Annotated in this window: 10 protein-coding genes, 1 tRNA gene and 1 pseudogene; 6 read left to right on the top strand and 6 right to left on the bottom strand. The window is 66.5% G+C overall.

What is annotated here, in order from left to right; genetic code table 11:
- Positions 1–161: 161 nt before the first annotated feature.
- The 4 genes from Q0379_RS13085 to sfsA all read right to left on the bottom strand — a co-directional run bounded on the left by Q0379_RS13085 (position 162) and on the right by sfsA (position 3,441).
- Positions 162–1,664 carry a DUF2779 domain-containing protein gene (locus Q0379_RS13085; protein ID WP_299009346.1) on the bottom strand — a complete coding sequence of 501 codons (1,503 nt, stop codon included), beginning with the start codon at positions 1,662–1,664 and terminating at the stop codon, positions 162–164.
- Between the two features lie 22 nt (positions 1,665–1,686).
- The gene (locus Q0379_RS13080; protein WP_299009344.1) at positions 1,687–2,091 is read right to left on the bottom strand and encodes a hypothetical protein; all 405 of its coding nucleotides are present in this window, start codon (positions 2,089–2,091) and stop codon (positions 1,687–1,689) included.
- 50 nt (positions 2,092–2,141) lie between these two features.
- Positions 2,142–2,594: a hypothetical protein gene (locus tag Q0379_RS13075; RefSeq protein WP_299009341.1), complete on the bottom strand. Its 453-nt coding sequence runs from the start codon at positions 2,592–2,594 to the stop codon at positions 2,142–2,144.
- An 82-nt stretch (positions 2,595–2,676) separates the two neighbouring features.
- Positions 2,677–3,441 (bottom strand): DNA/RNA nuclease SfsA, encoded by a 765-nt coding sequence (sfsA, locus tag Q0379_RS13070; RefSeq protein WP_299009338.1) that lies wholly within the window; start codon positions 3,439–3,441, stop codon positions 2,677–2,679.
- A gap of 53 nt (positions 3,442–3,494) precedes the next feature.
- Here sfsA and Q0379_RS13065 point away from each other — a divergent pair, with 53 nt between their 5' ends.
- The gene (locus Q0379_RS13065) at positions 3,495–4,265 is read left to right on the top strand and encodes a competence/damage-inducible protein A (protein WP_299009335.1); all 771 of its coding nucleotides are present in this window, start codon (positions 3,495–3,497) and stop codon (positions 4,263–4,265) included.
- Between the two features lie 6 nt (positions 4,266–4,271).
- Here Q0379_RS13065 and Q0379_RS13060 read toward each other — a convergent pair whose 3' ends face one another.
- Together Q0379_RS13060 and Q0379_RS13055 are read right to left on the bottom strand one after the other, a co-directional pair.
- Positions 4,272–4,670 carry a helix-turn-helix domain-containing protein gene (locus Q0379_RS13060; protein ID WP_299009332.1) on the bottom strand — a complete coding sequence of 133 codons (399 nt, stop codon included), beginning with the start codon at positions 4,668–4,670 and terminating at the stop codon, positions 4,272–4,274.
- A gap of 311 nt (positions 4,671–4,981) precedes the next feature.
- A tRNA-Leu gene (locus Q0379_RS13055) sits at positions 4,982–5,066 on the bottom strand.
- Between the two features lie 224 nt (positions 5,067–5,290).
- Here Q0379_RS13055 and Q0379_RS13050 point away from each other — a divergent pair.
- From Q0379_RS13050 to Q0379_RS13030, 5 genes and pseudogenes are all read left to right on the top strand, one after another.
- Positions 5,291–6,574 (top strand): amidohydrolase family protein, encoded by a 1,284-nt coding sequence (locus tag Q0379_RS13050; RefSeq protein ID WP_299009329.1) that lies wholly within the window; start codon positions 5,291–5,293, stop codon positions 6,572–6,574.
- 195 nt (positions 6,575–6,769) lie between these two features.
- Positions 6,770–9,229, top strand: coding sequence for a prolyl oligopeptidase family serine peptidase (locus tag Q0379_RS13045; protein ID WP_299009326.1), 2,460 nt, complete (start codon positions 6,770–6,772; stop codon positions 9,227–9,229).
- Positions 9,230–9,380: 151 nt separating this feature from the next.
- Complete coding sequence (locus Q0379_RS13040; protein WP_299009323.1) at positions 9,381–11,471, top strand: ATP-binding protein; 2,091 nt, start codon at positions 9,381–9,383, stop codon at positions 11,469–11,471.
- A 93-nt stretch (positions 11,472–11,564) separates the two neighbouring features.
- Complete coding sequence (locus Q0379_RS13035; protein WP_299009321.1) at positions 11,565–12,563, top strand: methionine ABC transporter ATP-binding protein; 999 nt, start codon at positions 11,565–11,567, stop codon at positions 12,561–12,563.
- Positions 12,560–12,821 (top strand): annotated as a pseudogene (locus Q0379_RS13030) (metal ABC transporter permease); the annotation flags it as partial. The gene Q0379_RS13035 and the pseudogene Q0379_RS13030, both read left to right, overlap by 4 nt.

Below are 12,821 nucleotides of genomic sequence, written 5' to 3'. Positions count from 1 at the left end.
CCCAACTCGTCAGGCTACGGAACAATTCAGAACCCCGTCGTCTCATGGCCTTTCCGGTAGCGCGACAAAGCGCGAAGGTCGAGATGCGCTCGTGCAAGGGGAGAGAATACCGATCTAATCGCTCCCTGAAATCGCTAAAATCTGTGGCTGTGGCGGAAGAATTATTTATGATCAGGATTTCCGGTCTGGCCGGTGAGGAACTGCCACAGGCGCACCATCGCCCAGGTGTCTAGCTCGCAGTAACGCTCAAGCTGCTGACGAAGCATCGTTTGCCGCTCCGGCGTGGTGTCCGGTCGGATCGCATCAAGATAGGCTTCTTGCGCCATGCCGCCATGCTGCACGCCTTCCAGGTCCTGGTAGCGTAAGTCAGGCGCGATTGCTGGCAGCACGGCCTTGATGCTCCAGCTTCCCTTTTGGGTCGGATGATAGAAATGCTCCCGCGCGACGGGCAGTAAGTCCACCAAGCGCCCCGCGATGCCCCTTAGAGCCCCTGCTAGGGCAGGAAGCTGTTCCGCTAGCGCTAGGATAACCCCGCGCTCGAAACCCGCGTTGTAGGCGAAGATTACGCCCTCGCTGCCACACGCGACGACCAAGGCTTGAGCTAGGCGTTCCGAGGGGTTGTCGCCTGTGGTGTCCAAGATGCCGACGTGGCGTGGACCATCGGCGCACACGACATGCAGGCTGAACTGGAAGGGTATTTGCTGGAACGGCTTTGTCCCCGCCCAGATCGGAACGGCGAACTGGATGGTCTCAAAGTTGAGGAAGTAGGCCGGAAGCGTGTAGGGCTCCAGCGCCGCTGCCGCGCCAGCGGCGTCGAAGTATGTGGTCTGCGACAGCGTGTGCCGCTTTACCCGCAATTGGCTGGGATTGAGGAGGTTATCCGGGATTTCCGCGAGCGCACGGACCCCGTCGTCCTCGATCAATGCCTTGAGCGGACGAGATGTGACGCGGGGTAGCCACGATGACGGAAATTCCGGATCTGGGTCCAGCTTGGCGCAGAACTCAGCGAAGCCGCATTCGAAGGGGTCTTTGCAATGGCGGCCACGCCGCACCTCGGGCATGTCGCCGGTAAGGACCTTTTCAGCTTCAGCGACCCATCCAGCCACTTGCGCCGCGCGCTCCTTAACAGCGGTCGTTACGTCCCGCTCGACTAGCAGGCCACGGTAATCGCCATCGCCAGCATAAATCCAGGTCGTGTCGATGTGCGCGACTGACACAGCATCCAGCTCCAAGCCGGTCGATGCGGCTACGAACACCTGAACCCCAACATCGTCGAGGTGGTAGTTCTTGAGGCTGCCCGTCGACTTCACCTCGATCAGGCGCCATGCGCGGCGATTGTTGGAACTGACGGGCGTGAGGATGTCCGCGAAAAATAGCGCACCACTGGCGGAGAAGCCCGCTTCGAAGATCGGTCGGTCGTCGGCAAGGAGTTCGTTGGTTCGATAGAACGTCGCCTCGTAGCCATCCGATTGGGCATTCAACAGGACGCCCCGGCCTTCCGGATCGTAGATTTCTCGGGCTATCTCGCCGACCCGATTTCCAGCGGCGATCAACTGGACGCTTGCATCGGATGCGCTTCGCTCCTCCGGGCGATGAACCTCCAACCAAAGACGGCGGCGGCATTGCCCGAACGACAGCAGCTTGGACTTCGAGAGTGCTCGCATCAAACCTCCAGCTGGGCGGAGCTTAACCGGAAAATGGATCTGTCGCGCCTTGGAGTGCGAGGAGATCGTCCAACAGAAAGGCACGGTAGCTTTCGGCGATCTCGTTCTCGGTCGGCATGCGGCCAATGCGGGCGCGAAGGCGATCTTGTAGGCGGGGAAATATTCCGAGGGTGCGGAAAAGCAGGTGTCGCTTCCTGGCTTCACGTATCACCCGAGCAACCGGCCTCATCCAGTCGTAGTCGGCGTGGGTAAGCCCGGCTGGCGGATGCGGCGCGTCTAGATCGTGCTGATCGAGCAGCTCATATCTAGGTAGCGATGAAACGAAGATGCGCGGACGGAACGGATTACCGGCGGTTGGGCGCACGCTGATCGCGAGTAGCGATACCGCCTTGCGGATGGTCGCGGAGGTGTAAGCGCGTGGGCGCATTCTAGGCTAAGTGGGCATAGAGCGTCTGGGCGCTCTATGCCGCTCAGCTTCTAGGCGTTGGCCTTGGCCTTGCCCTTGAAGTTGCGCTGCCGTTCGACCGCAGCAGCGGCTGTCACGGCGTCGAGTTCACCGGCTTCGACCGCCTTCGTCAGGGTGTCGATGACGGCGGGCAGGGCTTCCAGCTTGTCCACCGAAATGGCGGTCATGCCCTTTGCCAGCTCAAGGGGCTTGGCCCCGTAGCGAAGGGTGAAGAACAGAGCGCCATTGGCGTCGCTGAACCAGCCGCGCCGAACATGGCGCGGAGCTTCGACACGGGTGCGATTGCCCGCCTCGTCCTTGCGGGTGACGACGCGCGTGGCGTTGAAGGTCTCGCCAGACAGGTGCGCGGCGACCAGCGCCTTCTGTTCGGTGAGATAGCGGACCAACTTCTCGCGGTTGCGGGCCGTGGCGTTCGCCGGGGCGGGCTTCGCGGCGACCAACTTCAGCGTCTTGAGCATCGACATCGGGAACTCCTCTCCGGGGTTGCGGTGTCGCGGCTCTAACGCCGTCTTCCAGGAGAGCGACCGAAAGGTTCGGCGGTCACGCCTATCGTCGCCATTCGATCCGATGAGCGAGCCTTATCGTCTCCGTTCCCATCTCACAGGCATAGACCAGAACCTCGACGCCTGCGTCGGCGGCCTTGGTCAAGGCATGGGCGAACGAAGGATCGTAATCGGCGCAGGCGCTAAAGGCACCACAGTCCTGCCGCTGGACAACAAACAACACTGCAGCCCGGTCTCCGAGCGCAACTTGAGCGGCAAGGTCGCCCAAGTGCCTTGTGGAGCGTTCAGCCTTGCAGTCGGGGAACTCGGCGAGTCCCTTAGCCCTTGAAAAATGGCAGTTTTTTACTTCCAGCCAAAGTCGCTCTCTGTTCGAGATGCGGGGTTGTAAATGATCTAACTGGTTGTTGACCTCCAGCCAGCATGGCGGGCGGTCGGGATGGGTCAGCAGGAAGTCAACGCGGCTGGCCTCGCCGTACTTCACCTCGGGCCGGATCGTGTCGTAGCCCGTCAGCTCGGGGATCGCGCCGGCCGCCAGGGCCTCGGCCACCAGTTTGTTGGGCAGCAGGGTGTTGATCCCGACCAGGGAATTTCCCTGCTCGACCATCTGCAGGGTATAGGCCAGCTTGCGCTTGGGATCGTCCGACCACGACGCCCAGGCGACGAGGCCGGGGTCCTTTAGGCCCAGCATGGCGCCGGGGTTGGGGCAGTGGGCCGTGACCGCCTGCCCGTCGTCCAGGACGAGATCGGCGAAGAAGCGCTTGTAGCGCGACACCAGGCGGCCGCGAACGAGCGGTTGCGGGAGCAGCATGCGAAGCCTAAGTCGATCCTCGAAGAACAACGGCGATGTAGGGGATCGAGACGATGACGGCCATCAAAAGCGAGCGCGTGACGGCGGCGGTGATGATCATCGGCGACGAGATCCTCTCGGGCCGCACCCAGGACACCAACCTCGCGGCCATCGCCAAGTATCTGGCGACCTACGGCGTCGACCTCTGCGAGGCCCGCGTGGTCCCCGACGTCGAGCAGGAGATCATCGACGCGGTCAACGCCCTGCGGACCAGGTACGACTACGTGATCACCACCGGCGGCATCGGCCCCACCCACGACGACATCACCGCCGACTCGATCGCCAAGGCCTTTGGCGTGACGGCGCCCGAGCATCCCGAGATCATGACCATGCTGCGTGAGCGCTGGGGCGAACCCAACGCCGCCCGCCGTCGGATGGCTCACGTGCCCGAAGGCGGCAGCCTGGTGAAGAACCCGGTGCAGGGGCCGCCGGGCTTCCAGAAGGAGAATGTCTTCGTCCTGGCGGGCGTGCCGGCGATCATGCGCGGCATGCTCGAGGACGTCGGCCCGCGCCTGCGGACCGGGGCGGTGGTGCTGAGCAAGACCGTGCGGGTGACCGGCACGGGCGAGGGCGTCATCGCCGCGCCGCTGGAGGGGGTGGCCAAGGCCCATCCGGACATGTCGTTGGGCAGCTATCCGTTCTTTAGCCCGCCGGATGTCTACGGCGCGAACCTGGTGCTGCGCGGACGCGACGCCGCCGAGCTGGACGCCGCCGAGCGCGAACTGGTCGCGGCGCTGGAGGAGGCCGGGGCGAACAACATCGAGCGCGTGGCGAACCCCGCCTAGCGGGATCTATTCGTCGTCGGCGATGGCCTTGGCGAGGTCGGCGAGGTGGCGGCGCATGCCGGCGGATTCGATCGCCACATAGGCGCGGGCCAGTTCGGGACCGCCGGGCGTCGACCAGAACTCGGCCATCTCGTTGGCGAGGTCGGCGGCGGTGGTGTCGGCGCCTTCCGGATCGTCCAGGCCCTCGAAGAAGAAGCCGATCGGCGTCTTCAGGAACATCGCCGTGGCGTGCAGCTTGCTGGCGCTGATGCGGTTGGCGCCGCCCTCGTACTTCTGCACCTGCTGGAACGTCAGTCCCAGGGCGTCGGCCAGCGCTTGCTGGGAGTAACCGAGATCCTTGCGTCTCATACGCAGCCGGCGCCCGACGTGGACGTCGACGGGATCGGGGGTTTTGTCTTCAGCCATGGGTCAAGCACTCGAACGCAACAGAGGACGGACGATAGTCGTGCCCGACGATCGGGCAAGCCGTTCGTCGCGCCAGGAGCGCTTAAGGACATGCGCGAACGGACCGGGCCAGAGCCCGCCTTGTCGCGCTTGTCGCCGCCTCTCCCAGAAACCGGCGCAATTCTGGCGGGAGTCGAGCGATCTAGAAATGACTATTACAGTCTAGGCTGTCGATTCAGCCGACGCGAGAAGTCGGGTTGTCAACTCTGCCGGGGGTAGCTGCTTTTGCGCCGAGAAATCGTTTTCTTGCAGAGACTTGCGTCGGCCGCGACTGGTAGGGACGGTGGGACTCGAACCCACACGGATTGCTCCAACGGATTTTAAGTCCGGCGCGTCTACCGATTCCGCCACGTCCCCGTCTTCCCGACCCCTTAAGCCATCCCGGCTTCGGGGTCGAGAAGGGGGGCGAGATGGGGCTTGGTTGTCCTTGGAGGTCTGCACGACCGCCGGGCAGAGGAAGGCGCAGAGCGCCGCGCCCCGGAGACGATGCAGGCGCCGTCGCCGACCATCCCCAACTGAGTCTCGACGCCAGGTTTTGGCGTGCTAGCGTCCCCTCCGTTTATCGGAGGGGACGTTCTTAGATGCGTGGAATGAGTGAGGCTGCGGCTCTGGCGGTCGCCATGGGACTTTTGGTCGGCGGCGCGGCCAGCGCGGCCGAGGTGACGGCGGTCAGCGCCGCGCGTCTGCTGGACGTGGCCTCGGGCAAGTATGTCGACAATCCGCTGGTCATCGTCACCGACGGGCGGATCACGGCGGTCGGCAAGAAGGGCGACGCCGTTCCGGCCGGAGCGAAGGTGGTCGACCTGCCGGGCGCGACCCTGCTGCCGGGCCTGATCGACATGCACGTGCACCTCGACAGCCTGGCGGAGATCGGCGGCTACAACAGCTTGCAGTACAGCGACCGCTTCTGGAGCGTGGTGCAGACCGCCAACGCGCGGAAGACGCTGGAGGCGGGTTTCACGACGGTCCGCAACGTCGGCGCGGCCGACTATGACGACGTGGGCCTGCGCGAGGCGATCGACGCCGGCTATGTGCTTGGGCCGCGCGTGGTGACCGCCGCCATCTCGTTCGGCGCCACTGGCGGCCATTGCGACTCGACCTTCTTCCCGCCATCGATGGACGAGAAGAGTCCTTTCAACAGCGACAGCCCCGACGAGGCGCGCAAGGTTGTGCGGACGCTCAAGAAGTACGGCGCCCAGGTGATCAAGATCTGCGCCACGGGCGGGGTCTTTTCGCGTGGCAACGAGCCCGGCCAGCAGCAGCTGACCTACGAAGAGATGAAGGCGGTGGTCGACGAGGCCCACATGGCCGGCCTCAAGGTCGCCGCGCACGCCCATGGGGCTTCGGGCATTCGCGAGGCCGTCCGGGCCGGGGTGGACACCATCGAGCACGCCAGCCTCGTCGACGACGAGGGCGTCAAGCTGGCGGTCCAGAAGGGCGCCTACTTCTCGATGGACATCTACAACACCGACTACACCCAGGCCGAGGGCAAGAAGAACGGCGTGCTGGAGGACAATCTGCGCAAGGACCGCGACATCGGCGAGATCCAACGGCAGAACTTCAAGAAGGCGCTCAAGGCTGGGGTGAAGATGGTCTACGGCACGGACGCCGGCATCTATCCGCACGGCGACAACGCCAAGCAGTTCGCCGTGATGGTCCGCTATGGCGCCACGCCCCTGCAGGCGATCCAAGCCGCTACGATCACCGCCGCCGAGGCCCTTGGCCAGAGCAAGGATGTGGGCCAGGTCTCGGCCGGCCACTACGGCGACATGATCGCCGTGGCGGGTGACCCTTTGACGGACGTCACCGTGCTGGAAAAGCCGGTCTTCGTGATGAAAGGCGGCGCGGTGATACGGCGGCCCTGAGAAAGGTTTCTTGCGAGAAACGAAGTTTCGTCGCTGACATCAAATCTCGCGATTTCTTCGAAGATAAGTGCGCCATCGCCCCCGTCGCGGGGCGATGGCGGTGAAAATGGGTTCTTATGGCCGTGCTTTGTGCATAATCGTGCCTCTCTGAAAGCGCGTCTGCTGGGGCGGCGCTTTCCAGGGGAGGGGCTCTCGATGTTGCACACTTCGTTCCGGCGGCGGGCGATCGCCTTGGCCGCTTCGGCGGCTTTCATGGCCTTGTCGGCGGGCGCGACCCTCGCGGCCGACGGCTATCGGACCCCGCCGGCCCCGATCGCCCAAATCCTCGAGTCCCCCCAGACGCCCAGCGTCGCCGTCAGCCCCGACCGCAAGGTGCTGGCCCAGTTGGGCCGCGAGAACCTGCCGTCGATCGCGGCGGTCTCCGAGCCGATCCTGCGGCTGGGCGGCTATCGGATCAATCCGCGCACCAATGGCCCGATCGAGGCCCGCGCCAACTGGCTGAACAGTCTGGCGTTCGAGGACGTCGCGACCGCCAAGGTCCGGTCCGTGAGCCTCCCGGCCGGCGCGCGCTTCATCGCGCCCAGCTGGTCGCCCGACGGTTCCAAGGTCGCTTTCGTGCTGGACGCCAAGACCGGCCTGGAGCTGTGGGTCGCCGACGTGAAGACCGCCACCGCCCGCAAGGTGACCGAACCGGTGGTCAACGCCGTCTTCGGCGGCGGCTACGACTGGCTGCCGGACGGCTCGGGCCTGCTGGTCCAGACGATCATCGCCGGCCGCGGCGCGCCGCCTGTCGCGGACGAGACGCCCACCGGTCCGACCATCCAGGAGTCCAAGGGGCGCTCTTCTGCGATCCGCACCTACCAGGACCTGCTGGCCAACGCCCATGACGAGGCGCTGTTCGACTACTACTTCACCTCGCAGCTGACCCGCGTCAGCCTGGCCGACGGCAAGACCACGCCGGTGGGCCAGCCTGGCGTCATCGCCGGCGCGTCGATCTCGCCGGATGGCCAATATCTGCTGACCACGCGCCTGAAGCGTCCCTATAGCTATCTGGTCCCGGCCAGCCTGTTCCCGACCGAGATCGCCGTCTCCACGATCGACGGCCAGCCGGTGAAGACCCTGGTCGATCGTCCGCTGGCCGACACCTTGCCGCCGGCGTTCGACGCGACCTCGCCGGGCCCGCGCTCGGTGGATTGGCGCGCCGACGCCCCGGCGACCCTGGTCTGGGCCGAGGCCCAGGACGGCGGCGACCCGCGCAAGAAACTCGCCGTGCACGACAGCGTCTTCATGCTGGCCGCCCCGTTCTCGGCTACGCCAACCAAGCTGATCGACCTTGACCAGCGCTATCGCGGCGTCACCTGGGGCAGGAGCGACTTTGCTCTGCTGACCAGCCGCTGGTGGCAGACCCGCAAGGAAAAGCGCATCGCCATCGACCCCAGCAAGCCCGGCGCTGGGCGCGTGCTGGTCGAGCGCAACTACCAGGACCGCTACAACGATCCGGGCCGCCCCGTGACCCGTCGCGACGCGCGAGGCGAGGACCTGCTGCACTTCACGCCTGACGGAAAGGCCGTCTTCGTGTTCGGCGACGGCGCCTCGGCCAAGGGCGAGTTCCCGTTCGTGGGCCGCATGGCGCTGGCCGACGGCAAGACCACCAAGCTGTGGGAAGCCCAGGCGCCGTACTACGAAGCCCCGGTCGCCCTCGCCGACGAGGCCGGCAAGACGGTGATTACGCGCCGCGAAAGCGCCAAGGACGCGCCGAACTATTTCGTGCGCGCGGCCGCCAAGGGATCCAAGGCCAAGGCCTTGACCAGCTTCGCCGACCGCGCGCCGCAGTTCGCCGGCGTCAGCAAGCAGACCATCACCTATAAGCGGGCCGACGGCGTGACCCTGTCGGGCGTGCTCTACCTGCCGGCCGGCTACGACAAGGCCAAGGACGGTCCGCTGCCGCTTCTGATGTGGGCCTATCCGGCCGAGTTCACCGATGCGAGCGTCGCCAGCCAGACGGTGGACGAGGGCAACCGCTTCACCCGTCCGGGCGGCGTCAGCCACCTGTTCCTGCTGACCCAGGGCTACGCGATCCTCGACAATCCGGCCTTCCCGATCATCGGCCGCAACGGCGCCGAGCCGAACGACACCTATGTCGAGCAACTGGTCGCCGACGCCCAGGCCGCGGTCGACGCTGTGGTCGCCATGGGCGTGGCCGATCGCGACCGGATCGCCGTGGGCGGCCACAGCTATGGCGCGTTCATGACCGCCAACCTGCTGGCCCACACGCGCCTGTTCCGAGCCGGCATCGCCCGCTCGGGCGCCTACAACCGCACCCTGACGCCGTTCGGCTTCCAGGCCGAGCAGCGCACCTACTGGGAGGCGACCGACACCTATACGAAGATGAGCCCGTTCACCTACGCGCCGAACATCAAGGACCCGATCCTGCTGATCCACGGCGAGGCGGACGACAACCAGGGCACCTTCCCGATCCAGAGCGAGCGCTTCTACGCGGCGCTGAAGGGCGCGGGCGCCACTGTCCGCTACGTGACCTTGCCCAACGAACCGCACGGCTACCGAGCGATGGAGTCGACCAAGCACACCCTCTGGGAAATGGTCGAGTGGATGAACAAGTACGTGAAGAACGCGCCTAAACGCGACGCGAAGTAGGCGTGGTGGTCGGCGGCGGCTTGGCGATGCGAGAGCTCCCCGGGACCGCCTCCGCGCCAATATGCCACGCTGTTTTCTGCGCCTTGGTGTGGTTCGACCGGATCGCCCGCCTTGGCGGCTGATGGCAATGTCGGCGGTCGGAGACAGTACCATGAGCCGAACAACCGCGCATCGCGCCTTCCGGCGAACGATGAACCTGATCGCCGGGGGCAAACCCCTGGCGCTGGCGTTGAAGGCCATCGTCCAGGCCGTCGAGGCCGAGGACCCCGAAATCCTCTGCAGCATTCTGCTGCTCGACGCCGAGCGCCGTCGCTTGACCATGGGCGCCGCGCCCAGCCTGCCCGATGTCTACAACAAGGCCATAGAGGGCATTGAGATCGGCCCCTCGGTCGGCTCCTGCGGCACGGCGGCCTATCTGGGGCGGCGGGTGACCGTCGACGATATCCAGTCGAGCCCGCTCTGGGCGGACTACCGAGATCTCGCGGCGGAGGCGGGGCTGGCGGCGTGCTGGTCCGAGCCGATCCGGGCGCTGGACGGCACGGTGGTGGGCACCTTCGCGATCTACCATCGCCAGATCAGCAAGCCGAACAAGGAGGACATCGCCTTCATCGAGGAGGCCGCGCAGCTGGCGGCGATCGCCATCGACCGGCGCCGCGCCGAGGAGGAGCTGGCGGCCAGCGAGGCGCGCGCGCGGCTTTCGGCCCAGCAGGCTCTCGAGACGGCGCAGAACTTGTCGAGCTTTTTCGACGTCTCGGCGGACCTGATGTGCATCCGCGACATGGACGGGCGCTTCGTCCGGGTCAATCGCGCCTGGGAGACCGTGCTGGGCTATCCGCCCGAGACGTTGCAGGGAACGCCGTTGCTGTCGCTGCTGCATCCCGACGATATCGCGATCACGCGCCGCAACATGAACCGCGCCGAGAGCGAAGGCGACGTCAACGGCCTCGTCAATCGCTATCGGCGCGCGGACGGCTCCTATTGTCAGCTGGAATGGCGGGCGCGCCGCCGCGGCGACCTGGTGTTCGGCGTGGCGAGAGACGTCACCGAGCGTCTGCGGATCGAGGCCGAGATGGCCGAAGCCCGTCACGCGGCCGAGGCGGCCAACAAGGCCAAGAACGACTTCCTGGCCAATATGAGCCACGAGATCCGTACGCCTCTGAACGGCGTCCTGGGCGTCGCCGCGGCGCTGGGCGAGACGGACCTCTCGCCGAAACAGGCCGAGATGGTGGAACTGATCCGGCGATCCGGCGAGACCCTGGAGCGGCTGGTTTCGGACATCCTGGACGTCTCGAAGATCGAAGCCGGGCAGATGACGATCCAGTCAGAGGCCTTCGATCTGGGCGCGGTGCTGGACGGCCTGCTGGACGTCACCCGCCTCAGGGCCAAGGAAAAGGGAATCGGTTTCCGGGTGGAGCGTGGCGCCGCGGCCCGGGGCGGCTTCCTGGGCGACAGCGTGCGGATCGGCCAAGTGCTGAGCAATCTGCTGTCCAACGCCGTCAAATTCACCGATCGCGGCGAGGTCACGGTGCGCGTCGATGTCGAGGACCCGGGCGATGGCCAGACCCCGCGTCTGTGCGTCGAGGTCGAGGACACCGGCGTGGGCTTTGACGCGACGAAGGTCGAGATGATCTTTCAGCGCTTCAGCCAGGCCGACAGCACGATCACGCGCCGCTTCGGCGGGTCGGGCCTGGGCCTTTCGATCAGCAAGACCCTGGTCGAGATGATGGGCGGCGAGATCACCGCGCGGTCCAATCCGGGCGCGGGCAGCCTGTTCCGGGTGGTCCTGCCCGTGCACCGGACGGAGGCCGGGTCTGGCGCCGAAGCCGCCCCGCTCCTGCCGTGCGTGCAGGCCGAGGGGCTAAGGGTCCTGCTGGCCGAAGACCATCCGATCAATCAGCGCGTCGTGCAGCTGATGCTCGAGCCCTGCGGGGCGGCCGTCACGGTGGTGGAGAACGGCGCCCAGGCGGTCGAGGCCGTGGCCGCCAAGCGCTACGACGTGGTGCTGATGGACATGCAGATGCCGGTGATGGACGGCTTGGCGGCCACCCGCGCGATCCGGGCCCAGGAGGCGGGCGGGCGGCGCACCCCGATCATCATGCTCAGCGCCAACGCCATGGCCGGCCACCGGCAGGACGCGTTGACCGCCGGCGCGGATCTGCATCTCGCCAAGCCGGTGACGATCGCGGCGCTGCTGGACGGAATCGGCCAGGTGATCGCGGCCGACACGCGCTGCGCGGGCTGATGACGGCGGTTTCCCTTCACCTTTGCTGGCCAAACGCCTAAATCGGGCGGCTTGCGGCCCTGGGCCGCCCGAAACCCCGTTGGACTTGGCCGCGTGATCACCTTCCAGGACGTCTCGAAAACCTATGCCCAGGGCGGGCACGCCGCGCTGAGCGGGGTGACCCTGTCCGTCGCCGCCGGCGAGGTGTTCGGGGTCATCGGCGCTTCGGGCGCGGGCAAGTCCACCTTGATCCGCCTGATCAACGGCCTGGAGACGCCGACCGGCGGCCGGGTGATCGTCGACGGCGACGACGTCGCGGCCCTGGGCGTCGAAGGCCTGCGCGCCCTGCGCCGCCGGGTTGGGATGATCTTCCAGCACTTCAACCTGCTGTCGGGCAAGACGGTCGCCCAGAACGTGGCCTTCCCGCTGAAGCTGGCCGGTCGCCCCGCCGCCGAAGTCAAGGCGCGCACGGCCGAGCTGCTGGAGCGCGTGGGCCTCACCGCCCATGCCGGCAAGTATCCGGCCCAGCTGTCGGGCGGCCAGAAGCAGCGCGTCGGCATCGCGCGCGCCCTGGCGACAGGGCCCAAGGTGCTGCTCTGCGACGAAGCCACCAGCGCGCTTGATCCGGAGACCACCGAGCAGATCCTCGACCTGATCTCGGGCCTGAACCGCGAGCTGGGCCTGACCATCGTGCTGATCACCCACGAGATGGACGTGGTCCGCCGCGTCTGCGATCGCGTCGCCGTGCTGGAGGCCGGCCGGGTCGTGGAGGAGGGCGCCGTCGAGGACGTCTTCCTGCATCCGGCCAGCGACACCGCCCGTCGCTTCGTGCGCGAGGCCGACGGCGAAGCCGCCGCCGCGCCCGGCGTCGGCGGCCGCCTGGCGCGCCTGACTTTCAAGGGCGAGGCGACCTACAAGCCGGTGCTGGGCGAGGTCGCCCGCGCCACCGGCGTCGATTATTCGATCCTGGGCGGTCGCATCCATCGCCTTCGCGAAACGCCTTACGGCCAACTGACCCTGGCCCTGACCGGCGGCGACGTGGCGGCGGCGATCAAGACCTTCGAGGCGTCGGGCGTGCGGGTCGACGAGCTGACCGAGGAGGCCGCCCGATGAGCGCCGGAACCTTCGACTTCTCGAACGTGGACTGGGCCGAGATCGGGCAGGCCACGCTGGACACCCTGGCCATGCTGGGCGGCTCCATGGCGCTGACCATCGTGCTCGGCCTGCCGCTGGGCGTGATCCTGTTCCTGACCGGCAAGGGCCAGATGCTGGAGAACCGCCTGGCCAACGGAGCGCTGTCGCTGCTGGTCAACATCCTGCGCTCGGTGCCGTTCGTGATCCTGCTGATCGTGATGATCCCGCTGACCGTGG

Source organism: uncultured Caulobacter sp., assembly GCF_937900395.1.
Taxonomy (GTDB): Bacteria; Pseudomonadota; Alphaproteobacteria; order Caulobacterales; family Caulobacteraceae; genus Caulobacter.
The sequence above is the reverse complement of the archived record's forward strand: the minus strand, read 5'-3'. Positions and strand labels throughout refer to the sequence as shown.